Genomic DNA, 26,266 nt, shown 5'->3' with positions numbered 1-26,266 from the left:
CTACCACAGTTGGCTTGGCTTGGAAAACACCGTAAATGAGAATCTCTGTTCCGGAACGCGACCCCGACCCGGGGCGCTGCGACCGGGCGGGCTGGCAGCGCGCGGGCTTCTCCGAAGGCGCGGCGTTCGGTTGTCTGGGTTCATCATTGGTCGACGCTACACGGAAGAGGAGCGCGCCGATCCTCAGCCCGCTGAAGGGCGAGGGCGGCGGCCACAACGCAGAGATTGCGCGGCGGGGCCGACGCCGCGTACGAGCGGCGCCTGACCCGACCTTTGGACGGGACCGAACGCCGTTCGCCGCCGCAGGCGGCTCGAGGCGGCTGATTTCACTGGGAGATTCGACTTGCCCAATCAATGCGCCATTCTCCTCGGAGGACCGGGAGCCGCGCTCGGCGAGACGGCGACCGCCGGGCCGAAGCCCCTTGCGGAGGCCGGAGGGTGCGCATTGCTCGAAACGCTGTTGTTCGAAGCGCGGCGGCGCGGCTTCGACGAGTTTCTGCTGCTCGCAGGGGGCGGCGGCGAGGCCGTCGCCGCCTTCGTCGCCGAGCGCCGGCTCGAGGAACGCTTCTCGTGTCGGGTCGAGCTTTCGGTGGAGCCGGCCGCGCCGGGCGCGGGCGGAGCGATCGGTCGCGCCCGGGACCGTTTGCGCGACGACTTCCTGCTGTTGAACGGCGACGGGTGGTTCGACTTCAACTGGCTCGACCTCATGGCCCGCGCCCGGCGGGAGCGCGTCGGGGCGGCCCTGGCCTTGCGGGCGACCGCGTTCCCGGATCGATACGGTCCAGTCGACCTGGATGGAAGCCTGGTGACGACGATCCATTCGCCCGACGAGCGGTCTGGGTCGGCGCTCGTCAACGGCGGCGTATCTTACTTCACCCGTCGGATGCTCGAGGGGTGCGACGGCGCTTCGTCGCTCGAGAACGACATCCTGCCCGGGCTGGCGGCGCGCCGCGCGTTGCGGGGCTACGCCTATTCCGGGCTCTACGTCGACGCCGCCGTTCCGGACGCTCCCGCAGTCGAAGGCGACCTCCTGCCGCGCCGCCGCCCGGCGGCCTTTCTCGACCGGGACGGGATTCTCAACATCGATCACGGCTACGTCCACGCGCCGGAACAGGTCGAGTGGGTTCCCGGCGCCCGGCAGGCGGTGAAGGCGCTCAACGACGCCGGCTACTATGTCTTTGTCGTCACGAACCAGGCGGGCGTCGCCCGCGGGCTCTACGGCGAGGCCGACGTCGTCGCCCTTCACCGCTGGATGGCGCAGGAACTGGCGTCGATCGGCGCTTCGATCGACGACTGGCGCTATTGCCCCTTCCATCCGGAGGGGAGCGTCGAGGCCTATCGCGCCGCGCACGACTGGCGGAAGCCGAGTCCCGGGATGATCGTCGACCTGCTTGATCGCTGGCCGGTCGAGCGCGAAGGGAGTTTCCTGATCGGGGACAAGGCGAGCGACATCGAGGCGGCGGAGGCCGCGGGGCTGCCCGGTTCCCTCTTCCGCAGCGGCGACCTTCTGGCGTTCCTGCAATCCGTCCCGCGGTTCGCTGACGGGGTCGGGTTCCGGCGCGCGTCCATGACCCTGGAGAGCGTTCGATGAATACCGCGCGAGCCGCCAAGCCGGGCCCGACGGCGACGCTGAACGAACTGGCCGCCCATGCGCGAGACTGGCTGTTCCTGGACGCCGCCCCGCTCTGGCGCGCCGAGCCGGAGGGTCCGCTCTTTCCGGAACGGATGTCGATTCACGGCGAGAAGGAGGCCTGCCCGCATCGGATGTTCGTTCAGGCGCGCCACGTCTTTTCCTACTGCGAACTCGGTCGCCTGGGCTGGAGCGGCCCGTGGCGGGGGATGGTCGAGACAAACGTCGACTTCCTCGTCGAGCGCGGGCGCCGTGCGGACGGCCTCTACATTCACCGCTTCGACCATCGCGGCGCCGTGTTCGACGCCCGGGCGGACCTGTACGATCAGGCCTTCATGTTGCTTGCGCTCGCCCACGCGGGCCGCGCGCTCGGGCGTCCGGACCTGTTCGAAGCGGCGGCGGCGCTCGATGACGCGCTCGACGCCCAATGGCGCCTGCCGCACGGGGGATATCACGAGGGCGATATCGCGGTTTGCCCGCCCTTTCGCCAGAACCCGCACATGCATCTCCTGGAGAGCTTCATCGCGCTTTACGACGCGACCGGCGATGCCCGTTGGCGGCGCGACGCGGAGCACGTCGCCGCCTTGTGCCGGCGATCGTTCCTCCATCGCGAAACCGGAGCGCTGCTCGAATATTTCGACGCCGACCTCACGCCGGTCGCGGGCGAGGAGGGCCGAGTCGTCGAGCCGGGGCACTGCTTCGAGTGGGCCTGGCTGTTCGAACGACTGGGGCAGTGGGGCGTCGCCGATGCGGCGCCGATCTCGGACCGGCTCGCGCGCTTCGGCCGCCGCCACGGCATCGATGCGGAACGAGGAATCACGATCAACGAGGTTTTGACCGACGGCTCGGTTCGCAACCGGGCGGCGCGCCTGTGGCCGCAGACGGAGCGGCTGAAGGCGGCCGTCGCCCGCTACCGCCGCACCGGCGAAGCCGACGAGCGCGCCGAGGCCGCCGCCGCCTATGCCGGGCTGCTCCGGTATTTCGACACGCCGGCGCGCGGGGCCTGGCGCGACAAGCTCAGGGCCGACGGCGGCTGGATAGAGGAGCCTGCGCCGGGAAGCTCGATGTACCACATCACCTGCGCGCTGGCGGACCTGATCGATACGGAGGAAGCGGGAGGCGCCCTGTTTCGCGGGAGCGCGGAGCGGACTGATAACCCCCGGTAACTGCGTCCTCCCCACCCCGGCGGGTGCGCGTAGGCGACGGCTCCGCCGTGAGCGGCGAGCCCCGGCGTCCAACCAGGATTTGCGCCGCCTTTCGCGCCTTCCGCGCGTGTCTATGGGTCTGAACTCGAAATAGCAGCGGCTTGCAGGGTGTCGTAGCGGTGACCAAAAATTAGGCCCCGCCCTCCTTATTTTTTGGACCACAAGGACACAAACAACCCATGTCTCGAGGCCCCAACGAAAGATCCGACGGAATTCAGAATGCGCCCTTGTCATGGCGCTGTCGCTGATCTAATTGGTCCTTTATTTATAGCCTTGCAAGGCTAGCCGAAGTCGGGATCTCGTTGAGATCTGCCTACGTTCCATCGCCAAGGTTCAAGATGTTTTGTAATGATCTTTCGATCATCCAGGTTCAGCAGTCGATCAGTGGACTGCCGCCGAAAGTAAAAAAACTATGTGAGGCAATGACGGCTCGGAGTGCCATTGGAAATCGTAAGGATCCGCTGCCTTATCAAACAGAATATATTTGCAACGGTGCATTTAATTTGGGCTGTTATACAGCAAGAGAAGCTATAGTTGTAGATGATAAATCAGTATTGTATCGGTTAGAAGGATCTGATAACTACGCCGTCATCGCAACAAATCTCTCTTTGGGCTTCCCGCTGACAGGTTTGATCGATATTGACAGCCAATGCTGTTTTAATCTTGGCGATCCAGTTTGGGGCGTCAACCGTCAGCTTCTGGAGAAATTCCGTCCGCACATGCATAATTTGTATGAACCGCGGGCCGCTGCAAACAACGTTGTTACGGTTCTGACGGGGGATTCGAATTTTGCGCATTTCATTTGGAATCAGCTCTCTGCGCTGCGTAGTATCGGTGCACAGTCGAAAGATTTTGTCGTTGTAGCTACTCACGAGCCGATCGGGAAAATTTCAACTTTGACCGGACTGTCAACGGATCGGATCAGTACGGTACGCGATATCGAGCTTGAAAAGCTTAATCAAACGCACACCCGCTTCGTGGCTGTCGGCAACACACTCGTGACTTCAGAAATACGTGCCGAACTTGAGACGCTATGTGAGGAGTTCGCAGAGCGAAACGATCCAACGGCTCTGGCCTTTTGTAAGGCTCGCAGGCCGTACGCCGTCTCGTTGCGCTCCCGCAATCGGACGGCGACGAATTTTGTGCCGGCTGTGGTCGGAATTGTCCGCGAGGTACTGCGCGCGCTCCCAGACGCCAGCTTCTTCTTCGATGGGCACTCTCTGCCCGCAGATTTTCTTGAAAATGCGAGTTATAGCCGCGACGAGTACAGGCGCCTGGTGGAGGGCGATCTGGCGCTGGGTAGATCGATAGTGGACGCCTTGTCTGATGTCCCTCGCATAGAAGAGAAAATCCTCGTCACTGCCGGACTGGACATCCGGAGCAGCGTTGCTTGTGGCCGATACGTTCCTGCCTATTTTTCCCATCACGGCACAGTGCAGCACAAGCTAGGCTGGTTCCACCGCGTGCCGGGATTGGTTCACTCCAACCCGCGAACGTTGGCGCTGAATCCTGCGCCTTGGGTGGCGAGCCAAGTCGAGGATGGCGTTCCTCCTGTCTACATCCCGGAAGACTTTATAGAAGACGTGAGCGAGACACGCGAAAGCCCCCCAAGCGAGCTGGAGCGAGCGCTTCTTCACGAGAATTACAATTTTCGTAAACTTGATGAACTTGCCGTATTTGCCGCTGCATATTTTGAAAGAATGCGAGAGCCGCTTCCGGAGCCTCGCGGGAGTACTGAGCGCGAGATGCAAAAGGGGAAGCCAAAGAGTTCGCTCGCGACTCCGCTCGGACGAAAACTGAATGGAGCCGCTGTGTCCATTCGTCGCGCGACGAGGCCGTTGCGCCGTTCGATTCAAAGACTTGCTGGACGAGACCTCCTTAATACCGGCCCCGCGCCTCATGGTGTCGAGTCAGGAGAAAATATGCCAAATTTAACGCACACGGCCAGGAGACTTAACACGCTTGCTTCGGGTCTTAAGGCAACGACCTATCTGGAAGTTGGGGTGGAAAGAGGTGAAACATTTTTCCGAGTAAACGTAGAACGAAAGACTGGAGTCGATCCCAATTTTAGGTTCGATCCTAAAGAATTCGCCGAAAAGAGCATCGATTTTTTCCCTGTCATCAGCGATGAGTTTTTTTCAATGGAGGGCGACAAGAGGGTCTACGATCTGGTTTTTCTGGATGGCTTGCACACGTATGAACAGACTTTAAGAGACTTGATGTCCGTACTGACGATGACGCATACAAACTCCGTAATTCTGATCGATGACGTGTTGCCGTCCGATGTCTTCAGTTCCCTCAGAGATCACGGTGAGGCAATTAAGTTCCGAGAGATGAACGGCGGCAGCGGACCCGCCTGGCACGGAGACGTTTTCAAGGTCATCGCGTTCATCCACGATTTCATGCCGACTTTGTCATTCAAGACAATTGTTGAGGCGGGTAATGCGCAGACCGTCGTGTGGAAGAGGATTCGGGCACCCGTCACGCCCAGATTCAACTCGACCGAAACGATCTCACGTCTAACATTTTTCGATCTGATGAACAATTTTGACCTGCTATCTGTTGGCCCCGAGGAGCTTGTGCTAGAAACAGTGATCGCTGAACTAAAAACCCTGAAGAAAGCGACACGTCGCCTACCGCAGCCATCATAACGCGCGTCTGCCGCTCGATCGGCTTGCTATCCTGAAACGGCCGTCACAGCAGAAGGGAAAAGTCAATGAGCTCGGTGTCGTACGAAGATCGCGTGAAGCAACAAATCGAACAGTACGCCAATTGTGACAACATCCACGACCTCCCAGAAGCGTTTCACATATGGTCGCACGGCTTCATCAATCCCGGGCTGGTTGAGGTTTTCGGGGTTACGACTATCCCTGAATTCTACGCCAAGGCGTACCTGGAAACAAAGAAGAATACGGCATTTATTAGTAGATTAATGAACAATACGGGTAGGATTCTGAGCATAGGGTGCGGAGACGGGGGCGTGGAACTTGATATAGTAGAATATCTACTCAGCAAAGGCGAAAGTAAATTTGTTATGACATGCGCTGATTTGTCTCCGATACTCTTAGATCGCTTGCGTAAAAAAGCAGACTTAAAGAACCTCGGCAAATATATTGAAACAATCGAAGTCGATTTGAATTTGAGTCTGCCGGATCGCAGGTTCGACATGATCATGGCCAACCATTCTTTGCACCATATTGTTGAGCTTGAGAAAATATTTGATTATTTGAAATCTCATCTTAGGGATCGGGGGATATTTGCAACAAACGACATGATTGGCCGGAATGGTCATATGCGCTGGCCCGAGACCGCCGCCATCATCAAAGCGTTTTGGCCTATGCTTAGCGATAGCGAAAAATGGCACGCCCAACTCAAGCGCCTCGATGACACGTTCACAGACCACGATTGCTCCAGCGACGGCTTCGAGGGGATTCGCGCACAGGACGTACTCCCGCTCATACTTGAGCGCTTCCACCCGTACAAGTTTCTTGGCTGTGGCGGCTTCGTCGACCTGATCGTTGATCGCGGCTATGGGCGCGCCTACGACGTGAGCAAGTCAGAAGACGTCGAGTGGATAAAATTTCTGAGCCGTTTGAATGATATACTCTTGGATGCAGGATGCATCAGGCCCACCCTGATGTTGGCTTATTTCACGAAAAGTGCGGAAGAAGGTTGGCCAGAGAAATTTTACCGTAATCGTAGAGCATCGACAGCTGTTCGTCTTAAAGACCCTGAATGGGTGAAATATTACGCATAAGGAATGGTGACCTTCGTTGGGGCCGACTCGATCTGTTCGCTTTCTTTCGACTCCCAACGATACACGGGATAGGACATCTTCACTTGCTCTTTGTCCGCCTTTAGCGGAGAAATGCCGGCCGAGAATCAAGGACCGCTAGCCTAGACTCTCCAGCCCAGACTCTAAAGAGCACCAGCGGCGTCGTATTATGTATAGCCGGCAGCAAGTCTTAAATCTGTGTTTGAGCTTTCTCTTTTCTTGTGGCGCGACTTATGCCAAGTTTGTAGCAGCACGTGTGATGAAAACCTTTATATCGATCTGCCAAGCGCTTTTTCGAGAGAACGACTAAAAGCGTCAAGAGAGAAGTTTTCGCGAGCATACTCAATCTGCTGGCGAGACACTTGCGCCCAAAGCGAATTGTCGCGAAGCAACTCCACTCCTGCGTCGGCCAAGCGCTGAGCGTCATCTGCCACGACGACGATATGCTCAACGCCCGGCAGCCCTTGCACCCCGACGCTGGTCGTCACGAGGGGCAAGCCTTCACGGAGCGCCTCGACCACCTTGGACTTGACACCGGCGCCCGTACACAGAGGCACCAGCGCAAGGCGCGCGCTGGCGTAGCGGGCGCGGAGCTCCTCCTCGCTCACCTGCCCTGTAACCTCGACACGGTCGCTCGCCAGCGCCCGCACGGCCTCGGTCGGATTGGACCCGACAATCGCCAGCCGCGCATCGGGAACCTTATCGACAATCTTCGGCAATATCTCATTGACGAGCCATACGGCGGCGTCGGCGTTCGGCGTATGGCCGAACCCGGCGACGAAGATGATCTCGCGGTCCTGCGGTGGGACGCGCGCATTGGCGAAATCATCGTAGGCGTAGGGGACGATTGCCGCCGCCCGAGCGTTTTCCTGATGCGCGACCGCAGCCTCCTCCTCGGACAGGTAGATAACGATGTCGGCCGCGCGCCAGATCGAGCGTTCCAGCGCCTCCATATCGGCGGCTTTGGCGGCGAGTTCGGAATCGCCTTTCGCTTCTGCTTCCATGCCCAATCGTCTGAAATGCAGGTCGTGACCGTAGTATGCAATTGTCGCGTCGGAATGAGCACGCAGCTCGGGAACATAACGTGCGGCCACATCTGGCCGACTGAGGACGGCGAGCGCAATCTCTTCGCCGTTCTCCCGAATCCAGTCGCCGAACGACCGGTAGTGTCCGTACAGCGTCTCGATGCCGAGGCCTTGGAGGAGCGGCGTGTATTCGGCGCTGTAGTTCAGATTGTCAGGCCAGAATTTCAAGACATAACCCCAATCCAGCAGCGCTCGGATCACCGCCATCATCGCGCGCGATCCGGCGTCCTGGTCCGGTTCGGGGACGTAATGGTCGACGATCAGCGCGATCTTCCGGTTCCGGCTCCGATCTCGGGCGCGCATGATGTGCGAGCCATTGGGCCAGTGTTCCGCCGTCAGCGTTTCTCGCCACCGTTCGAACAACTTCTTCGTATTGACGACTTGATAGGCCTTGATTCCGGACGTGAGGTCCCTCCCGTGCGACGCGCCCTCCAGATGCACGACAACCGAGAAGGGGCAGTAGTACACGGTCTTGCCGGCCGCCCGGATGCGGAACGCCAGATCGGTGTCCTCGCAATACCCAGGGACGAAATGTTCGTCGAATCCGTGGAGTTCGCGCCAAAGCGGCCGGGGCACCAGAATCGCGCAACCGGAAATGTAATCCGCCTGCCGAACGTAGTTGTATTCAGGCTTCGCCGGGTCGTCCGAGCGCCCGTAGTTCCACGCAGAGCCGTCGTTCCAGACGATCCCGCCTGCTTCCTGAAGAGACCCGTCGGGAAAGAGCAGCTTGGAGCCGGCGAGCCCGGCATCGGGAAATGCTTGGAAAACGGCCAGCAGGGGTTCTAGCCAGTCAGTACACACGAGAGTGTCGTTGTTCAAGAGGAAGAGGTAGTCGCCTCTGGCCTCCTCGGCGGCGCGGTTGCAGGACCTCAGAAAGCCGAGGTTGCTCGTATTGATTTCGAGCCGGAGCCCTTTGACCAAGCGCAGCAGTTCGATGTCGGGATCTCCCGAAGCATCGTCGACGACAATGACTTCAAAAGATGTCGACGGCGGATTGTCGGCGATCGACCGAAGGCACTGCAAGGTCAGCCATGCCTTGCCGTAGCTCGGGATTATGACCGAAACGAGCGGTGTTTCGTGCGTGGGCAAACTGACTTCATCTACGTCCGCGCGAGTGATCAGCCGCGCATCGTCCTGCGTGAGGATCCTGCCGCCGCGTACGATCGGCATCACGGGCAGCGGGCCCACAGGCGCGGACACATCGACTTCTCCAGGGCCGCTCCTGTCGAACCGCGTGGGGCTTCGCTTCTGCGCGGATCGTTTGAGCCGCGCCGCCATCTCTCGCGAAAACGGGCCGCTTGCGGCGCTGAGCGCGCGCAGAACGTAGTGGTAAATCAAATACTTTGCCGGTCGCCAAGGTCGGCGATATGCCTTCGAAAGCTCTCGGGCGACATTGTCGCGCTCGTCGCTGAGCAGCCTAATCTGCGTATGCAGCCACGCGTTTTGGGCAGCGTTTTGCTCCGACTTTCTTCCAAGTTCGATCGCGCTCGCGAGTCTGCCTCGTAACCGCTCCGCCTCGGCCTCCGAATTCGCTGCCGCCTCTCGGGCCTGCTGCACCGCGGCGTTGCTCGTGCTCCGCAGTTCGTCGACGATCCCTCGATACCGGATTGAGGCGTCGACGTCTCCGGTTTCGATGTACACGCTGCTGAACAGCGGCACCTGGCTACTGTTTGATGCGACAACGAGAAAGTAAAGAGGCCGCGCCAGACCCTCCGATGACTCGAAGTGAGCTTGGCCGCGCCTTTCGAACGTTCTAAAGTGGGCGACGTGGTCCTTCTCGGTCCCACTCTCAGCGATGAGAAGCGTTCCCGTCAGGGGCCGCTGAGCGAAGGTCATGCAGAAGCGGAACTCGGCGCCGAGCGCAGCGAGAAGTTCATCGCGCGTCAGTTCGCGGACGTGGAAAGGATTTGGCGGCGTATCGACGGGCGAGTACAAGTCTCTGTTCGGCGAACTGACAATTAGCAGGCCCTTCGGACGGAGGACTCGGCGAATTTCCTTCAGGAATGCCTTTTGATCGTCGAGGTGCTCAATCGTCTCGAACGAGACGACCGCATCGAACGACGCGTCCGCAAAATTAAGGCTCGTCGCATTTCCAACCTCATAGCGGAGATTGGAGGTCGCGTAGCACTCGTCCGCGTGCGTAACGGATTCCGCGGAGATGTCGACGCCTACGACCGAGCGGGCGGTTTGAGCGAGATAGGCTCCTCCGTAACCCTCTCCAGAAGCGACATCAAGGACGTCGAGGCCACGACAAATCTCACGCGCGAAAAAGTACCGATGAAGATGCTCATAGACAGCCTGACCCTCTGTGTCGAAAGTCACGCGCTCGCCAGTGAAGCGGAGCTTCTCGTCGGCCTTCTGCATCTTATAGATCTCGCCCAATGGACTCTCTCCGGCAAATGCACCTTTGTTGTGGCCAGTCCGTAATTGAACTTCGGCTGTCTGTCCACGCTTAAGGTGCGGGGGCTGGTTCAGGCGACCCAAGAGCCACGATCTACGTGGGCTACGCTCACACCGCGCTACTAACCCGGCGAAGGACACCGTCCGTGCGCCGTTGATCCGTAACATCACCCTTTCATTTGGGCCACTTGGGCGCTCCTCAATGGCTGAGCGTTCGTGGCCCGAATCCGCATTCCGGAGCGCGGTCTCACTGCTCTTTTTACGCTGCGTCCCTCGGAAATTGGGTCCGCGCAATCAGACTGTAGGTATGGCCCTTGGCCAGCAATTCGCGGTGACGGCCCCGCTCGACGATCTGGCCGTGGTCGATGACGCAAATCTCGTCGGCCTGGGCGACTGTCGACAAGCGGTGCGCGATGACCAGGGTGGTGCGGCCCTCGCACAAGGTTTGCAGCGCCTTCTGGATCGCCTGCTCGGATTCGGAATCGAGCGCCGAGGTCGCTTCGTCGAGCAGGATGATCGGGGCGTCCTTGAGGAAGGCGCGGGCGATCGCGATGCGCTGGCGCTGGCCGCCTGACAGTTGCATCCCGTGCTCGCCGCAGGGCGTGTCGTAGCCGCGCTCGAAATCCATGATGAAATCGTGGGCGTAGGCGGCCTTGGCGGCGGCGACGATCTCCTCGTCGCTCGCCCCCGGCCGTCCCATGGCGATGTTGTCCCGCACCGAGCCCTTGAACAGGAAGTTCTCCTGCGCGACATAACCGATCTGCCGGCGCACCGAGTCGCGCGTCACCGTCGCGATGTCGACGCCGTCGCACAGGATCTGGCCGGATTCGACGTCGTAGAGCCGCAAGATGAGGCTCATCACCGTCGATTTGCCGCCGCCAGAGCGTCCAACGAGCGCCGTCGTCTTGCCCGCTTCGGCGACGAGGCTGACGGAATGGAGAACCCGCTCTTCCGGACGATAGCCGAAAACCACGTCGCGGAACTCGATCCGGCCGGCCGTGACCACGAGGTCGTCCGCGCCTGGCGGATCCTCCTCGAATTCGGGCGCGTCGAGAAAGTCGTACAGCATGCTGACGCCGAACAGCGAGGAGGACAGATCGACGTGGAAGCGCGCGACCCGCTTCATCGGCTCGTACAGCATGATGACCGAGGTGATGAACGAGAACAGGCTGCCGGGCTGGTTGCCGCGCAGAATGACGGTGTAGCCGCTGTAGAGCACGACGGCGGCGATGGCGAAGCCGCCGAGGCTCTCCATGATCGGGCTCGTGCGCGAGCTGACTGAGGCGAGCTTGTTGGCCGCCGTTTGGAAGCCCCGGATCGCGGCGCCCTGGCGCTGGCGCATGAAGTCTTCGAGGGTGAACGCCTTGACGATGCGCACGCCCTGCGCCGTCTCCTGCAGCGACTCCATCATCTGCATCGCGCCCTGGAACTCGGTCGCCATGATCTTGCGCACGCGCTGGCCGATCTGGCGCACGCCGACCGCGGCGATCGGCACGAACATCAAGGCGAGCAGCGACAAGAGCGGGTCCTGTGACACCATCACGATCACGAGGCCGACGATGGTCAGCGCGTCGCGGGAGAAGGTGGTGATCAGAAGGTTGAGGACACCGCTCGCCGACTGGGCGATGAACGCCTGCCGCGCGATGAATTCCGACGAATGCGACCGGCTGTAATAGGAGACCTTCATGCGTAGCATCTTGTCGAAGATGCGCGTCTGGACGTCGGCGACGATGCTGTTGGCGATCCGCGACAGCGAAACCTGCTGCCCGTAGGTGGCGAACCCCTTGACGACGTAAATCGCGACAATGGCCGCGGTGATCTCCCAGACCGCCGCGAGCTTGTGGGCGACGAAAATCTTGTCGACGATCTTGCCGATGATCCACGCCGACAGCGACGTGGTCGCGGCGATCAGGCCCATCATGGCGAAGGCGAAAGCGTAGCCTTTCCAGTGCTTGGCGCCCTGGTCCGACAGCAGCCGGCGCACGGTGGCGTTGGAGGAGGCGTCGAGAAACGAAGCCATGCGATCGCGAAGCGCGCGCCAAAACACCAAGAGTTCTCCTTCGCCGGCGCGGGGCGATTGACGAGGCGTCCAGTAAACCGGGCGGGCGCCTCTCCGCAGCCGAACGCGGGGTTCTTAGCATCTCGCCCGCAAACAGGAAATTGCCGCCTCGGTCAAGACAAACGAGACCAAGGACACTCGCCGCGGCTCTGTCGATCCGGCCGATCCCGCCAACGGCTCGGCAGGCCGGTTCGGAGATCGCGGCCGAAGGGACGCCCGGCGACGACGATTTGACGGCCGTCAAACAAAGCCGCGGCGTTCGGCTGCAGACTGACCTTTCGTTCCGGAAAGACCTTCGAAGGAGCGGGCCCCATGAACCACCACCAGCGCAAAATCCTGCATGCGATCTTCGCCCATCCGGTCAACGCCAACCTCGAGATGAAAGACGTGTCAGCGGTGTTCAATGGCCTCGGCGCCGAGACGGACGTCCGCACCAAGAACCGTGTTGGGGTCAAGTTGCACGGCAAGGAGACGACGCTACACCTCGCCAATCACACGCTGTCGAGAGCCGAGGTGATCGAGGTGCGCAAATTTCTCGAGGCGTGCGGCGTGACCGTCGGGGCGTTCCCCGCCTGAGTCTCGATCGAACGGGGCGCCCGCCGCCCCGCAGGGCGTCCGGGCGCCCAAAGTCAGTGCAGGCGGAACTCCGCGTCCACGGAGCGTAACTCCGCCGGCCGGATGAGCCGGGCGTGCGCAACCGTGACGGAATGGAGCAGTCCGTCGAGCTCCCGCGTCCAGAAGTCGAGGAATTTCTTCAACTCCGGGAAATGCGGATGCAGATCGTGCTGCTGCCAGATGAAGGTTTGCAGAATTCCGGGATGGTCGGGCAGGCGGTAGAGGATATTGGCGGTCGTCAGACCGAACCCTTCGAGCTGACGGCGGAACTCCAGGCTCACCATACGGTGTCTCCAAAGGTTGAACGGAGCGATGGCGCCACAGTCAACGCCGATCGGCAAGAGCGAGTTCCGCAAATTGTGTGCCATATCATGATGTTGGCAGCATCGAGGGACGAGTGCTGATTGTTCGGCCGGTCCGCCTCGACGGGTTGCTTGCGGCTTTCGGCGTGGCGACGGGGCGCGGCGCTGCGGATCGCGCTCGCCGTCCTCCGCGGCGGCGTTGCGAACCGTAGGCGGGGCGATCCGCTCCGCAGGACGCTGCGCGGCATGGGTTGCCCCTCGCAGCGACGGGATCGGCAGTTGTCAGTGAGGCGTCCAGGGCGCCGTTCGCGGTCAGCGACAGGCGGGGGCACGCAGTTCGATCCGGTCGATGACGTGTCCAAGGGCGAGGGTCGTGGCAACCGCGGCCCGGCGGCGCCGCAGTGGGCTCGGCGATGAGAGCGGCGCTTCGGACCGACGCCCGCGGCGCTTCCGTCGCAATTCCAAATGGATCGACGACCATGGTCCTTGTTCAGCCGCCGGTGGCAAGCCGCCTTGCTTTCGCGGGCCGCCAATGTAAAGATAGGGCGATGGCTTCGCTCGCTTTCCCCACCCTTACCTGCTGGTGGCGCTCCTTCTGAGGAGCGGCCTGTCGTCGTCATACAACGACCAACGCCGCCGACTTTGGCAGGCAGGGTCTATCTGAACGTCTGACATTGCGGCGGCTCCTTCAAGGAGAGCCATGTCCATGCACGCAACGCCTCCAAACGATGAGCGCCCTGTCATTTTGACTGGCGATCGCACAACGGGCCCGCTTCATCTCGGCCACTATGTCGGATCGCTCCGCAATCGCGTTGCGCTCCAGCATAGCCATCGCCAATACCTTCTACTTGCCGACGCGCAAGCTCTCACCGACAATGCTCATGACCCGGCCAAGGTGCGTAGCAACGTGATGGAGGTCGCGCTGGATTATCTCGCCGCCGGGATTGATCCGAACGCCACGACCATCTGCGTCCAATCGGCGCTGCCGGCGCTGGCCGAGTTGACGATGCTTTACCTGAACTTCGTCACGGTCGCGCGTCTGGAAAGGAACCCGACGATCAAGGACGAAATCCAGGCCCGTAGCTTCGGTCGTGACATTCCGGCGGGGTTTCTATGCTATCCGGCGGCGCAGGCCGCCGATATTACCGCCTTCAGGGCGACGGTCGTGCCGGTCGGAGAGGACCAGGCTCCGATGATCGAACAGACAAACGAGATTGTCCGCCGCATCAATCGGCAGGTCGGGCGCGGTCTTTTGGTCGAGGCGCGCGCCTTGATCCCGGCCATGGGTCGGCTGCCAGGGTTGGATGGTCGGGCCAAGATGAGCAAGTCTCAAGGAAACACGATTTCTTTATCTGCAACTGATGCGGAGATTACGGACGCAGTGCTTCGAATGTACACCGATCCGGATCATATTCGGACCAGCGATCCGGGTCGGGTCGAAGGAAACGTGGTGTTCACTTACCTCGACGCGTTCGACAGCGACCGTGAAGCGGTGGCCGATTTCAAGGCTCGTTATATCCGTGGCGGCCTCGGCGACATGACGGTGAAACGCCGTCTCGCGACCGTGCTGTGCGAGATCATCGGGCCAATTCGCGAACGCCGCATGACGCTGGAACGGGATCGCGGCTACGTGTTGGAGATCCTGCGAAGTGGGACTTCCCATGCCCGCGATGTCACGACAGCAACCCACACCGAGGTCCGCGACGCCTTGGGCCTGTTTTCATTCTGAGGCGAGCCGATGAACATCAAAAATAAGGCGGCCTGGACGATTGCCCCAGGCGGCTGCGCGTCGCTGATCCACGTTATGTACACGCCCTATCTGGCCGCGTCGCCCGTCGAGATGCGCGGCCCGCTCGTAACCAATGCTGGAGGTCGGCGCGGAGACGGGCGCGGCTTTCGGCGACAAGTCCGCCGACCGGCTCGTCCGGCGCACCGGCTGTCGCGACCCGGACTGGGAGACGCGCCGGCACGGTCGAGCTGCGCATCCCGAAGCCCACGAGCGCATCAAGGCCTCCGTCAGCAAGCCGATGAACGCCGCCTGGCGGCGTCGCCGCGTCCACACCTGCGCAACGCGCTGGCCCACGCCGGCAAGAGCGGCCGCGCGTCGTCCATGCCTTCACGACGACCGCCTTCGAACAGGACAGCCCCCAGGCCGCCAAGGCGCAGGGGCGCAGACCAGCTTCGGCCGAAACTCCCCAAGCTCGTCGGCTTCATGGACGAGCGCGCCCCCTACGTGACGCTGGAGACCATTTGGCCGCCTTTCGCGGGGATGCGATCGTCGGATTGCCGGCCAAGGTCGTCGGACCAATCCGGCCCGGACCGGAAATCTCTGCGGCTAGCTACCATCCGAGCTACACCAAGCCCTGGAACACGATCCCGGCTTCCGCGTGTGGCCCCCGTCCTGATAGGAGTGACGGCGCATGCAGACCTCCCGCCTCGCCCCCCGCCCGCCTTTCCTAGCCGCTCCCGGCGCCCCGCCGGTCGAATGGCTCGTCTCGCCGGGCCTGACCGGCTACCCGGAGGCGCTCGCCGCTATGGAGGCGCGGGCCGAGGCGATCGCGGCGGGGGAAGCCGACGAGCGCGTCTGGCTCCTCGAGCATCCGCCGCTCTACACTGCGGGAACCAGCGCCAGGGAGGCCGACCTGCTCGATCCGCGCTTTCCCGTCTTTCGCGCCGGCCGCGGCGGGCAGTTCACCTATCATGGGCCTGGGCAACGCGTGGCCTATGCCATGCTCGACCTCAGGCGGCGGCGGCCAGATGTGCGCGCCTATGTGGTCGCACTCGAGAGCTGGCTGATCGGGGCGCTCGCCGCCTTCGGCGTCGAGGGCGAGACCCGCGAGGATCGCGTCGGCGTGTGGGTCGCCCGACCCGACAGGCCGCGCGCTGCGGACGGATCGACGGCCGAGGACAAGATCGCCGCGATCGGCGTGAGAATCCGGCGCTGGGCGACGTTTCACGGCGTCGCGTTGAACGTCGCGCCCGACCTCTCCCATTTCTCCGGCATCGTCCCGTGCGGGATCGCCGCCCAACACTACGGGGTGACGAGCCTCGCCGACCTTGGCCGCGCCGCGTCGATGGCGGACGTGGACGCAGCCCTTCGCGCTTCGTTCGAGCGGATTTTTGGCGCGACGGCGATCCTGGCGCCGGCCACGGTCCCGGCCTGAGCCGTCGCGATGGCCCTGTTCGGTTCGCCCCTCGCCCGCCGGGCCTTCTGGCCTCGCGCCTACGCCCGCCGCCGCTTCGGCAGCGAGCGCGCGGCCGCCCTCGCGCCGCTCCACTACGCCCTCGCCGGCGAGGCGATGGGTTTTCGGCCGAATGGCTTCTTCGACCCGCGCTTCTACCGCGAGCGCGCGGGCCTCGGCGCCCGGGTCGGCGGCCTGCTCGACCATTATCTGGCGCGGACATCGGTCGAACCGCTTCCGCCATCGCCGCAATTCGACCCCGCCTGGTACGTGGCCGAAAACCCGGACTGGCGCGTGACCCACCCGCACCCCTTCCTGCATTTCCTCGAGATCGGCCTCGCGAGCGGACGACGCCCGAGAGCCGATATCGACATGGCCTTTGTGCGCGACGCGATCCGCGGCCGGGGACGGTCGATCGAGGAAGCCGCGATGCGCGTGTTCGATCCCAAGCCGCACGACGGCGACATGGATCCGCCGCTCTGCCGCGAGGAATTGTTCGCGCGCCAGCAACGGTTCTACGCCGCCTCGCGCCTGCGCATCGAACGGCAGGCCGCCGCCGGCGGGCGCGATCGGCTGGTGTTCGTGCAATGCGGGCGCGACTTCGATCCGCCCTGGCTCGAGGGCCCGCGCGGCTTCGACGCGTTGCTCAACTATTTCGAGGAGGCCGAGACCGACGCGCGCGCGGAGACAGTGGTCGTCCAGACGGGAACCAAGACGACCGCGATTCGCCGCCTGCTCGCGGAGCGACCCGACCTCCTGCTCGGCCACCGCGCGGTCCTCTTCCTCGACGACGACGTGGAGACGAGCGCGTCCGACATCGACGCGCTGTTCTCCGCCTTCGAGGGCAGCCGGCTCGACCTCGCTCAGCCCGCCCTGACCGCCGATTCCGAATCGGCCTTCGGATTCCTCAAGCGGCCCGAGGCGCCGCAGGCGATGTTTCGGGTGTCGTCGGTCGAGATCATGGCGCCGATCATGAGCCGCCGCGCGCTCGAGGCGGCGGGCTGGACGTTTTCCGAAACGGTCAGCGGCTGGGGGACCGACCTGCTGCTCGGGCCGGCGGTCCGGGCGGCGTTCGGCCCCGGCAGCGTCGGCGTGGTCGGGTCGGTCGCGGTCCGCCACGCGCGCAAAGTCGACCTGGGCGGCGGCGCGTTCTACGCCTACCTGCGCCGCTACGGAATCGACCCGGCGCACGAGGCGAACCGCGTCGCCGCCGACTTCGGCGTCGACCGGCACCTGCGCAGGCTGGAGGCGGGCGAAGCGGGACCGACGGCAGCGAGGCGCTCCGTGGTGTCGAATGCGGGAGGCGAGCGCGGCTGACCGCTTCGGTTGCCGGGCGACGCGGGATCGGCGCGCTCCTTCAGCGCGGAAAACGCCGATGATCATCTGAGAAGGAATGGCGCGCCCGACAGAATTCGAATCTGTGACCTTTGCCTTCGGAGGGCAACGCTCTATCCAGCTGAGCTACGGGCGCATTGCGTGGGCGGCCCGGGCCGCCCACGCTCCCTCCATAGCCGAATTCATCGGCGATGGGAATCCCAAACGGCGGCCTTCTTGCGCCCTTCTCACGCGGCGAGCGGCGACGAAATCGCCTGCACGCCGAAATAGTCGAGATAGCGGTCCTCGATGTCGGCAAGCGGCATCACCACGAACAGGTCGGTCGTGTTGAAGGCGCGGTCGGCGACCGGAGTCGGGCTGAAGGTCGCGCCCAACCGCCAGTAGCCCTTGACCAGCGGCGGCAGGACCCGAAGCAGCGTGCGCGGTTCGGCGGGCGGGACGCTGTCGGTCTCGCTCGAGAGTCGGGCCAGGTCGGCGCGCGGCGCGACATGCCAGGACGCTTCGCCGCGGTCGCACAGCGCGCGAATGGCCGGCGCGTGGACCGAGACGTCGGCGCCCGGCAGGCTCGCGCATCCGATCATGGCGTCGATCCGATGGTGACGCGCATAGGCCCAGAGGCCGCGCCAAAGCAGTTCGAGGACGTGCTTGCCGCGATGGGTCGGAGCGATGCAGGCGCGACCAAGCTCGAGAAAGCGCGTGGCCGGTCGTCGGGCGATCAGGGGGTCGACATCGAATTCGCAGGCGCTGTAAAAGCCGAAATTCCGTTCCGCCACCTCCTGGCGCAGCAGGCGATAGACGCCGACGATTCGTGGCGAGCCGTCCCGGTCGGGAGCGGCTCTGTCCACCACCACGAGATGATCGCTGACCCGGTCGAACCGGCAGACGTCGCGGCGAATGAGCCGCGACGTCGTATCCGGCGTCGCGCCGCCCTCTTCGAAGAACACGCGATAACGAAGTGTCTGCGCCTTGCGCACATCGGCCCTGACCGTGGCGAGACGCGCCTCGAGCGGACCGGATTGGGCGAGCGACGGTCCCAATCCGCCGAGGTCGAAGCTGCGCGAAAATATTTGCAGCAAGGGTCGCACGGCGCCGTTCGCCCCCGCCTTCGATCCAATCGTCGTCGCCACCCCGGCGTCTCCACCATCATGCACGATCCAAAGGAGAACCATGTTCGCCCGAAGCTTTTATGACGCTTTGGAAAGCCCCCCCGCCGCCGTCCGGCCCTGACGGCAAAGGCGATCGACCGCGTTGGCGAGATCCTCGACATCGAACGGTTTCGTCAGCAGGGCGTCGAAATGCTCCTGGGCGCGCCCAAGGTCCCTGGCGAAGCGGTCGGCGGAGAGGGCGACGATCGGCGTCGGCCGCGCGCCCGCCTGCCGCTCCCAGCGACGCAAGCGACGCGCCGCCTCGAAGCCGTCGATGCGGGGCATCCTGAGATCCATCAGGATCAGGTCGAAGGGCGGCGGCGCGCCCTGGCCTCGGGGCGACGCCAGACGAACCGCCTCCACGCCGTCTCTCGCCCGAACCGGCTCGAAACCGAGACGGCGCAAGGCCTTTTCGGCGATCAGCGCGTTGATGTCGGCGTCCTCGGCGACGAGCGCCCGGCGCGGCGGGGGGTCGTCCGGCGCGGCGCGCCGCGCGCGCTGCGGCGCTGCCGGAACCTCAGCCGCGAGCCGTTCATAGAGCGAACGGGCCCGCACCGGCTTCACCAGCCAGCCGTCGAATCCGTCGAGCGACCTCTGGCCGAACGCCCGTCGTTCGAACGGCGAGAACAGCGCCAGGGTCTTGAGCGCCCCCGCCTCTCGCGCGGCCTCCGCGAGGCGGCCGGTCGCCTCGGGACCGAGGGCGCAATCGACAATCACGACGTCCGGGCGGTCGCGCCCCGCGAGCGCGGCCAATCCGGACGCCAGCCCCTCGGCGCGCGCGACCGTCACGCCGATCTCGGCGAGACGAAGGGCGATGGCCGGCGCTTCGAACGGTGAATTGGCGACGATCACGGCCCGGGCGCCGGGAGGGAGGCCCGGATTCGGGTCGGGAGCCGCGCCTTCGCAGGCCGGCGCGGAAATCGTGAAGGCGAAGGTCGACCCGCCGCCCGGCGTGTCCGAAAGCGACAGCGTCCCGCCCATGAGCGCGACGAGCCGGCGGGAAATCGGCAGCCCGAGGCCGGCGCCTTCGAGACGCCGGCCGGACGAGCCGTCCCCCTGCTGGTAGTCCTCGAAGATCGCCTCGCGCCGGTCCGGCGGCACGCCGGGGCCGGTGTCGATCACCGCAAGACGCAGCGCATCGCCCTCGCCGCGCTCGACGGCGACGCAGACCCCGCCGCGCTCGGTGAACTTGACCGCGTTGCCGGCGAGGTTCAGCAGAACCTGCCGCAAGCGCATGGCGTCGGCGCGCACGACCTTCGGCGCGTCGGCGCCGATCGAGGCGGCGATCTCCAGGCCCTTGCCCTGGGCGCAGGGCGCCAGCAGTTCGACCACGTCCTCCACGAGGCGAGCAAGATCGACGGCGTCCGCCACCAGCGCGAGCCGGCCCGCTTCGATGCGGGAGCGATCGAGGGTCTCGTCGATCAGGGCGATCAGAGCTGCGCCCGAGCGGCGGATGGCCTCGACGTAGCACGTATGCTCAGGGCTGAGGCCCGCGAGACGCAAGAGATCCGCCATCCCGAGAATGCCCGCGAGCGGCGTGCGCATCTCGTGGCTCAGGGTGGCGAGAAAGCGCGCCTCGTCCAGGCTCGCGGATCGGTCGCGCCCGCCGCGGCGGGCGTGCTCTTCCGTCCTGGTTCGCGCGCGCTTGCACAGCGACGCCGCCAGCAACGCGACGGCGCCGATCTGAGCGAAAACCGTATTGACCGCGCCGATATCCATCGAGGCCTCGCCTGTCGAGACGCCGAGCCTCGCGCAGCGCCGTTGAGATTCCCTTCCCGGATCGTGTGAGGTTGAAACCTTTCGAGGGGCGGCGCGGAGCGCGCCCGTTCCAACCCGGTGTTTCAAGATTTCAACGCCCTGCGACGTCATCTCCAACCTGACCCGACTCCGGTCAGGCGGCCGCCGCGGCGCGGTCGGCGGCGCCGCGGTAGGACAGGGCCTCCGCTAGGTGGGCGCGGCGGACCGGCCCGCCGCCGTCGAGATCGGCGAGCGTGCGCGCGAGCTTCAGCACGCGGTGAAAACCCCGCGCGGAAAGCCTCAGGCGCTCGGCAGCGTCGCGCAGCAGGCGCAGCCCGGACTCGTCGGCGCCGGCGATCTCTTCGACGAGGCTCGACGGCGCCGCGGCGTTGCACGTCACGCGGTCGAGCCCCAGCTCCGCGTAGCGCCGGATCTGGAGCGCCCGCGCCGCGACGACCCGGGCCAGAACCTCGGCCGAGCCTTCGCGCGGCGGCGGCCGCATCAGGTCCGCGGCCGACACCGAGGGCACGTCGACGACGAGGTCGAACCGGTCGAGCAGCGGCCCCGACAGGCGCCCGAGATATTGCGCCACGCAGCGCTCGTTGGGCGCGCGCTTGCAGGCGTAGCCCGGCTCGTTGGCCGAGCCGCAGCGGCAGGGATTCATCGCCGCGACGAGCTGGAAACGGGCCGGATAGACCACGCGGTGGTTGGCGCGGGCGATCGCGACCTCGCCGGTCTCGATCGGCTGGCGGAGCGAGTCCAGGACCTGGGCCTGGAACTCCGGAAGCTCGTCGAGAAACAGCACGCCGTTGTGGGCGAGCGAGATCTCGCCGGGCTTGGCGTGGACGCCGCCGCCGACCAGCGCCGGCATGGAGGCGGAGTGATGCGGGCTCCGGAACGGCCGCCGATCGGTCAGCGCCCCGCCGGCGAGCGCGCCGGCGATCGAATGGATCATCGACACTTCGAGCAGTTCGCGGGGGGTGAGCGGCGGCAGGATCGAGGGCAGGCGCTGCGCCAGCATCGACTTGCCGGCTCCCGGCGCGCCGCTCATCAAGAGGTTGTGGCCGCCGGCCGCCGCGACCTCGAGGGCGCGCTTGGCGCTTTCCTGCCCCTTGATGTCGCGCAGGTCCGGGTGTGGGCCGCCCGGCGCGCGCACGGCGGGCTCGGGCCGCGACAACACCTGCGTGCCCTTGAAGTGGTTGGCGAGCTGGATCAGCGAGCGCGGCGCCAGGATGTCGAGGTCGGCCGAGGCCCACGCCGCCTCCGGACCGCAGGACGCCGGGCAGATCAGCCCCTTGCCGGCGGCATTGGCGGCGATGGCGGCCGGCAGGACGCCGGCGACCGCGCTGACCGCGCCGTCGAGCGCCAGTTCGCCGATCACTGCGTAGCCCTCGAGCGCATCCATGGGGATGGCCCCGATCGCCGCCATCACGCCGAGCGCGATCGGCAGGTCGTAATGGCTGCCCTCTTTCGGCATGTCCGCCGGGGCCAGATTGACGGTGATGCGCTTGGCCGGCAGGGCGAGACCGGAGGCGATCAGGGCGGAGCGGACGCGCTCCTGCGATTCCCGCACCGCCTTGTCGCCGAGGCCGACGATGTTGAACACGACGTTGCCCGAGGCGACATGCACCTGGACATCGACCGGCCTCGCCTCGACTCCCTCGAACGCCACCGTCGATACGCGCGCCACCATGTCCCGCCCCCGGGATTGCCCGCCTCGAAAGAACGTTTGCAGAACGTGACGCGGAAGGCAAGCGCGAAGTTGATGGGGACAATCATCGCGCGAGGAATCGAGCCCAGCCGCGACACCGTGGCGCAAGGCCGGACTGCCCGGCGGGCCGGCACCAACCGAGCGCGCCCTCGCGCTCCGCGATATCCGGGCCGGTTTCGAGCTTTCTCAAGATCTTGCGACGAGATTCCCGGGCGGGATTCCCTCCCAGGGACAGCGCCCTGCGCCGCCAACGGGAGCCCGAAGCGCGCCGTCGCGCCCTCCGGCCAGCATGTCCGGGCCGGTTTCGAGCGTTATCAATGACTTACGGCGAGATTCCCGGGCGGTTGCAACGCCAAACCCCGTCTTTGCGAGGAGCAAAGCGACGAAGCAACCCATGCCGCCGGTTGCTCACTGCGGAAAAAATCGCTCCGTCTTCTGCTCGCGACGAAGGGTGGCGGGACGATCAGAGGGAGCAACAGCGGCCCAGCGGCCCTGGATCGCTTCGCTTCGCTCGCGATGACGGCGTTCTTCACCCCGCCTTGGGAGTTACGGGCGGTTGCAACTCAAGCCTTGGCGCGCCTTGGGAATGACGGGCGGTCGTCGACACCGAGGCGAGGGCGAGGACGGCGGGTTGGGTGTTCCGGGCGGGAATCCCCGCCGGCGACGGACGCGCCCGCTCCGACGCCGCGAGCGAAGCGATCCGGGCGCCGCCGCCGAAGCGATTCCTGGTTCGGCGCGTCCCCGGTTCCGGATCGCTCCGCGCGACAGGGCGGAACGTCATCCCGCCGTCTTCGGCCGGCCGCCTTCGGCGCGACAAACTCCATCCTAACACCGGCCAAAGAATTCGCCCCGAACCCGGCTGCGTCCAATGTCGGCCCCGCTCCGCTGACGGTCCGCTCCGCTGCCCCGTTATGGAAGAACAGTAGTCGATATTTCTGAAAAAGTAAATAAGTTGCTCTGCGCAGGCCGCCGATCGCCGCCGCCGCAACAGCGAGCCCTGAACGACGTCCGCCTGCCCGCTGATCGAGAACGGGCGGCGCCGCCCGGCGCCAGCGTGCGGGCCGGTCGCCCCCGTTCGACGGCGCAAATCCGGGAACCATTTGGGGTGAAAGACGTTTTGCATGCAGGTCCGTCGGGGACTGTCTGTCGAGGAGGACGTCATGGGTTTTGGGCGAGGCGCTTTGCTGTGGCTGATCGGCGTGCCGATCCCGGTGATCATCCTGCTGGCGCTGTTCTGGCACCACTGATCATATCGGCGGCCCCCATGCGGGGCCGCCGACGGTCGGGCGCCGGCCGCGCCCGTGCGGCGAAGTTCCCCCGTCACGGGTTCCTGCGCTCCGCCTCCGCGGCGAGGTCCGGATAGTCGGCCATGAGCGCGGCGAGAACGCCGTTGGTCCAGCCGAACCCGACCTGCAGCCCGTATTCGCCGCCCCTGCCGACCGCCGCGCCGGCCGCGGGCGGCCGGTCCACGTCGTATTTCTCCGCCAGCACCCCGAGCGCGGCGTAGCTTGCGACATTGGTCGCGATCCAGCGCCGCGCGATCTCGCGCGCAAGATCGGGTTCGCCGTAAACGCGCAGGCCTTCCACGGCGAGATATTGGATCGGCGCCCAGCCGTTGGGCCGGTCCCATTGCTGACCGGTCTCCGTCAGAGTCGTGTCGAGGCCGCCCGCGCCGAGAAGGCGCTTCCGGATCGTGTCCGCCACCGCGTGCGCCTGCTCCGGGGCTGCGATCCGGAAGGCGAGCGGCGCCGCCGTCGCCGCGGTCAGCGCGTCGCTCAGCCGCCCCTCGCGCCACAGATAGTCGGCGAAGAACCCGTCCCGGCCGTTCCAGAGCAGCCGCCGGATCGCCTCGGACCGCTGGTCCGCGTCGGCCCGCCGCCGCCGCGCCGCCTCGGGGTCGCCCTTCAGCCGCCAGGCCGTCGCGAGCGTCGCTTCCAGATGACCCATCGCGGCGTTGAGATCGACGGGGACGATGTCGGTTGTGCGGATGGTCGAAAGCGTCCGGCCGTCGGCGAGCCAGCGCGAGCCGAAATCCCAGCCGCTCTCGGCGCCGGCGCGCAGATCGCGGTAGACGTCCTGCGCCGGACGGCCGGACCGCTTCGCCGTCTCGACGTCCTCGCGATAGGACTCGTCGCGCGGCGCCGCGCGATCGTCCCAGTAGCGGTTGAACAGCGTCCCGTCCGCGAGGCGCACGACGTGGCGGGCGGCCGAACCGGGCGCGAGCGTGTCGGCGCCGTCCATCCAGTAGTCGTATTCGGCCTGGAGTTGCGGCAGATAGCGGACAAAGACCGCGTCCCCCTCGTGCGCGGCGAGAAGCTCGACCATCAGCGAGAAGAACGGCGGCTGGGAGCGGCTGAGGTAGTAGCTGCGGTTGCCGTTCGGCATGTGGCCGTAGCGCGCGATCAGCGAGGCGATGTTGTCGAGCATGTCGCGGGCGAGATCGGCCCGCCCGTCCTCGATCAGGCCGAGCATGACGAAGTAGCTGTCCCAGTAGTAGATTTCGCTGAAGCGACCGCCGGGAACGACGTAAGGGCGGGGCAGGGGCAGCAGCGAGGAGAACGGCTCGGCGACATCCGGCGTGCGCGTCAGCGTGTCCCACGTGTCGCGGATATAGGCGCGCACGCCTTCGTCGGGCCGGGGCGTGAAGGCGACGAGATGGCGGGTCGGCGGCGAAAAATGCCGGTCGACGAAGGCGCGCAGATCGAAGTCCGGCAGCGCCTTCTCCCGTTCCCAGGCCGCCAGTATGTCGTGTGGCGGCTCTTTCGGAATCGCGTCGGCGAAGGTTTTTTGGTCCGCGAACAGGCCGCTCATCTCGACGGCGCTATAGAGGTCGCCGAAGGCGATCGACGGCGGCGCCGGCCATGCGGTCGAGAACGCGTCGGCGCGCGCCTCGGGCGACAGGAGCAGAAGAAGGAGGGCGAGCGCCCGGGCGGAGGGAAACCGGCGGACACGCATCGGGCGCCTCCTCGTTGATCGACCCGTCGCCGCCGGACGCGCCTTGTCTCCGCCGGCGTCCGGGTCGCCGCCACGGCGACGGCGTCTCCAGCAACGCCCCGCAACGCCGCTCCAATAGCGCGTTCACTTTCCCGTCGTCCTTGGAGACGGGCGGGTTATCAGCGTTATCGAGTCCTCGATCGGCCTTTGCTGGGGCGCCTTCGCGCGGGATCTTGCTTGAACGCGCGCCGATACACTGCGACTGGACCCCGCCGCGACAAGTCTATGCCCGCGATCGGGTCCAGGGCAAGCAGGCGTTGCGCCGGCTACTTCCTCGCCGCCGCCAGGATCGGGCCGGTCCCGGCCGCCTGGACGAGGACCGCCTCGGCGAGGCCGGACGGGGCCGCGGGCGCCGGAAACGACGCGGCCCGCCCGTCCCAGCGACCGAGCAACGCCATCTCGCGCACCACGTCCTTGTGCGGCAGGGTGCGGCCGGCGTTCTCGCCGCGCCTCACCGCGACCTCGACGACACGCGGATCGTAGCGGACGATCCAGACGTCGGCGCCGCCGGCCGGCGCAGGTCCCGCCCCGACCGTCACCGCGCCGCCGGCGAAAGCGACCTCGGGTCCGCCCGCCCGCTCGCCGCGGCGCATCAGGTCGGCGAGACCGCTGGCCTCGATGCCGTCGCCCTCGGCGCGGCCGTTCACCACCACCTGCGGCGTATAGACGCCGTCTCGCGCCATGGCGCGCGCGTAGGCGTATTGACGCGCCGTCCATTCCGGCTTGGAAAAGGTGTCCTTCCAGCCGAGGCGATCCCAATAGTCGACCTCGAACGAGAGGGCGAGCACGTCGGAACGGTCGCTGACCGCGCGCACGTTGGCCGCCGCGGGCGGGCAGGAGGAGCAGCCCTGGCTCTGGAACAGCTCCACCACGGTCGGGCGCGCGGCGTCGGCGGCGAGCGCCGCGGCGACGGTGGCGGACTGCGCGAGCAGAAGCGCAGCGAGAAACGGGAATGTTCGACTCATCGGGATCGTCTCCGCGAGCGGCGCCGGGAGGCGCCGTTTTTCCTGTTTCGCTGCGACGCCGAAGCTTGTTACGGGTCGCTCGACGCTGGCGGCGTGGCGCCGCCGGCGATTCCCTGAAGGCGGGGG

At 65.3% G+C, this 26,266-nt stretch carries 17 protein-coding genes, 1 tRNA gene and 2 pseudogenes; 11 read left to right on the top strand and 9 right to left on the bottom strand.

Annotated elements, in window-relative coordinates; all coding sequences use genetic code 11:
• Window positions 1-343: 343 nt before the first annotated feature.
• From DFR50_RS02940 to DFR50_RS02925, 4 genes are all read left to right on the top strand, one after another.
• Window positions 344-1,591 (top strand): HAD-IIIA family hydrolase, encoded by a 1,248-nt coding sequence (locus tag DFR50_RS02940; RefSeq protein ID WP_113887690.1) that lies wholly within the window; start codon window positions 344-346, stop codon window positions 1,589-1,591.
• Window positions 1,588-2,796 (top strand): AGE family epimerase/isomerase, encoded by a 1,209-nt coding sequence (locus tag DFR50_RS02935; RefSeq protein ID WP_113887689.1) that lies wholly within the window; start codon window positions 1,588-1,590, stop codon window positions 2,794-2,796. Before DFR50_RS02940 ends, DFR50_RS02935 begins: the two co-directional genes overlap by 4 nt.
• 377 nt (window positions 2,797-3,173) lie before the next feature.
• Window positions 3,174-5,486 (top strand): class I SAM-dependent methyltransferase, encoded by a 2,313-nt coding sequence (locus tag DFR50_RS02930; RefSeq protein WP_113887688.1) that lies wholly within the window; start codon window positions 3,174-3,176, stop codon window positions 5,484-5,486.
• Window positions 5,487-5,578: 92 nt separating this feature from the next.
• The gene (locus DFR50_RS02925; RefSeq protein WP_210208785.1) at window positions 5,579-6,592 is read left to right on the top strand and encodes a class I SAM-dependent methyltransferase; all 1,014 of its coding nucleotides are present in this window, start codon (window positions 5,579-5,581) and stop codon (window positions 6,590-6,592) included.
• Window positions 6,593-6,879: 287 nt separating this feature from the next.
• On the opposite strand, the gene DFR50_RS02920 is transcribed toward DFR50_RS02925, so the two are convergent.
• On the bottom strand, window positions 6,880-10,077 hold the full coding sequence (locus DFR50_RS02920) for a methyltransferase domain-containing protein (RefSeq protein WP_170153025.1): 3,198 nt from the start codon (window positions 10,075-10,077) through the stop codon (window positions 6,880-6,882).
• Between the two features lie 277 nt (window positions 10,078-10,354).
• A complete protein-coding gene (locus DFR50_RS02915; RefSeq protein ID WP_245427276.1) occupies window positions 10,355-12,142 on the bottom strand; it encodes an ABC transporter ATP-binding protein in 1,788 nt (595 codons plus the stop codon).
• A 324-nt stretch (window positions 12,143-12,466) separates the two neighbouring features.
• Between DFR50_RS02915 and DFR50_RS02910 the strand changes: the two genes are divergently transcribed.
• Complete coding sequence (locus DFR50_RS02910; RefSeq protein ID WP_113887684.1) at window positions 12,467-12,730, top strand: hypothetical protein; 264 nt, start codon at window positions 12,467-12,469, stop codon at window positions 12,728-12,730.
• A 53-nt stretch (window positions 12,731-12,783) separates the two neighbouring features.
• On the opposite strand, the gene DFR50_RS02905 is transcribed toward DFR50_RS02910, so the two are convergent.
• Window positions 12,784-13,053, bottom strand: a complete 270-nt coding sequence (locus DFR50_RS02905) for an usg protein (protein WP_113887683.1) — start codon at window positions 13,051-13,053, stop codon at window positions 12,784-12,786.
• A 718-nt stretch (window positions 13,054-13,771) separates the two neighbouring features.
• Between DFR50_RS02905 and trpS the strand changes: the two genes are divergently transcribed.
• The 5 genes and pseudogenes from trpS to DFR50_RS02890 all read left to right on the top strand — a co-directional run bounded on the left by trpS (window position 13,772) and on the right by DFR50_RS02890 (window position 17,570).
• Complete coding sequence (gene trpS / locus DFR50_RS02900; RefSeq protein WP_245427268.1) at window positions 13,772-14,800, top strand: tryptophan--tRNA ligase; 1,029 nt, start codon at window positions 13,772-13,774, stop codon at window positions 14,798-14,800.
• Between the two features lie 136 nt (window positions 14,801-14,936).
• Window positions 14,937-15,090: pseudogene (locus tag DFR50_RS32785) on the top strand (IS256 family transposase); the annotation flags it as partial.
• Window positions 15,060-15,289: pseudogene (locus DFR50_RS32780) on the top strand (IS256 family transposase); the annotation flags it as partial. The pseudogenes DFR50_RS32785 and DFR50_RS32780, both read left to right, overlap by 31 nt.
• A gap of 202 nt (window positions 15,290-15,491) precedes the next feature.
• Window positions 15,492-16,235 (top strand): lipoyl(octanoyl) transferase LipB, encoded by a 744-nt coding sequence (gene lipB, locus DFR50_RS02895; protein WP_113887682.1) that lies wholly within the window; start codon window positions 15,492-15,494, stop codon window positions 16,233-16,235.
• 9 nt (window positions 16,236-16,244) lie between these two features.
• Entirely contained in the window at window positions 16,245-17,570 is a 1,326-nt protein-coding gene (locus DFR50_RS02890) for a hypothetical protein (RefSeq protein ID WP_113887681.1), read from the top strand.
• A 77-nt stretch (window positions 17,571-17,647) separates the two neighbouring features.
• On the opposite strand, the gene DFR50_RS02885 is transcribed toward DFR50_RS02890, so the two are convergent.
• The 4 genes from DFR50_RS02885 to DFR50_RS02870 form a co-directional block, all read right to left on the bottom strand.
• Window positions 17,648-17,724: transfer RNA gene (locus DFR50_RS02885), tRNA-Arg, on the bottom strand.
• Window positions 17,725-17,815: 91 nt separating this feature from the next.
• On the bottom strand, window positions 17,816-18,715 hold the full coding sequence (locus tag DFR50_RS02880) for a GNAT family N-acetyltransferase (RefSeq protein WP_170153024.1): 900 nt from the start codon (window positions 18,713-18,715) through the stop codon (window positions 17,816-17,818).
• Between the two features lie 57 nt (window positions 18,716-18,772).
• Window positions 18,773-20,452, bottom strand: a complete 1,680-nt coding sequence (locus DFR50_RS02875; RefSeq protein WP_113887679.1) for an ATP-binding protein — start codon at window positions 20,450-20,452, stop codon at window positions 18,773-18,775.
• A gap of 172 nt (window positions 20,453-20,624) precedes the next feature.
• Window positions 20,625-22,163, bottom strand: a complete 1,539-nt coding sequence (locus DFR50_RS02870; RefSeq protein ID WP_113887678.1) for a YifB family Mg chelatase-like AAA ATPase — start codon at window positions 22,161-22,163, stop codon at window positions 20,625-20,627.
• Between the two features lie 1,139 nt (window positions 22,164-23,302).
• Here DFR50_RS02870 and DFR50_RS33275 point away from each other — a divergent pair.
• Window positions 23,303-23,428, top strand: a complete 126-nt coding sequence (locus tag DFR50_RS33275; RefSeq protein WP_281015863.1) for a hypothetical protein — start codon at window positions 23,303-23,305, stop codon at window positions 23,426-23,428.
• Window positions 23,429-23,501: 73 nt separating this feature from the next.
• On the opposite strand, the gene treF is transcribed toward DFR50_RS33275, so the two are convergent.
• Window positions 23,502-25,136 carry an alpha,alpha-trehalase TreF gene (gene treF / locus DFR50_RS02865; RefSeq protein WP_113887677.1) on the bottom strand — a complete coding sequence of 545 codons (1,635 nt, stop codon included), beginning with the start codon at window positions 25,134-25,136 and terminating at the stop codon, window positions 23,502-23,504.
• Between the two features lie 305 nt (window positions 25,137-25,441).
• On the bottom strand, window positions 25,442-26,140 hold the full coding sequence (locus DFR50_RS02860) for a DUF1223 domain-containing protein (RefSeq protein WP_113887676.1): 699 nt from the start codon (window positions 26,138-26,140) through the stop codon (window positions 25,442-25,444).
• Window positions 26,141-26,266 lie beyond the last annotated feature (126 nt).

Origin of the sequence: Roseiarcus fermentans, assembly GCF_003315135.1 — a bacterium.
Lineage (GTDB): Bacteria > Pseudomonadota > Alphaproteobacteria > Rhizobiales > Beijerinckiaceae > Roseiarcus > Roseiarcus fermentans.
This window is presented reverse-complemented; position numbering and strand designations above follow the sequence as displayed.

What these genes read in the sequence shown, in the direction of transcription:
- DFR50_RS02935 (WP_113887689.1), top strand. Translation starts at nt 1,588, where the DNA reads ATGAATACCGCGCGAGCCGCCAAGCCGGGCCCGACGGCGACGCTGAAC.
- DFR50_RS02930 (WP_113887688.1), top strand. Translation starts at nt 3,174, where the DNA reads ATGTTTTGTAATGATCTTTCGATCATCCAGGTTCAGCAGTCGATCAGT.
- DFR50_RS02910 (WP_113887684.1), top strand. Translation starts at nt 12,467, where the DNA reads ATGAACCACCACCAGCGCAAAATCCTGCATGCGATCTTCGCCCATCCG.
- DFR50_RS02905 (WP_113887683.1), bottom strand. Translation starts at nt 13,053, where the DNA reads ATGGTGAGCCTGGAGTTCCGCCGTCAGCTCGAAGGGTTCGGTCTGACG.
- trpS (WP_245427268.1), top strand. Translation starts at nt 13,772, where the DNA reads ATGTCCATGCACGCAACGCCTCCAAACGATGAGCGCCCTGTCATTTTG.
- lipB (WP_113887682.1), top strand. Translation starts at nt 15,492, where the DNA reads ATGCAGACCTCCCGCCTCGCCCCCCGCCCGCCTTTCCTAGCCGCTCCC.
- DFR50_RS02890 (WP_113887681.1), top strand. Translation starts at nt 16,245, where the DNA reads ATGGCCCTGTTCGGTTCGCCCCTCGCCCGCCGGGCCTTCTGGCCTCGC.
- DFR50_RS02875 (WP_113887679.1), bottom strand. Translation starts at nt 20,452, where the DNA reads ATGGATATCGGCGCGGTCAATACGGTTTTCGCTCAGATCGGCGCCGTC.
- DFR50_RS02870 (WP_113887678.1), bottom strand. Translation starts at nt 22,163, where the DNA reads ATGGTGGCGCGCGTATCGACGGTGGCGTTCGAGGGAGTCGAGGCGAGG.
- DFR50_RS33275 (WP_281015863.1), top strand. Translation starts at nt 23,303, where the DNA reads ATGCAGGTCCGTCGGGGACTGTCTGTCGAGGAGGACGTCATGGGTTTT.
- treF (WP_113887677.1), bottom strand. Translation starts at nt 25,136, where the DNA reads ATGCGTGTCCGCCGGTTTCCCTCCGCCCGGGCGCTCGCCCTCCTTCTT.
- DFR50_RS02860 (WP_113887676.1), bottom strand. Translation starts at nt 26,140, where the DNA reads ATGAGTCGAACATTCCCGTTTCTCGCTGCGCTTCTGCTCGCGCAGTCC.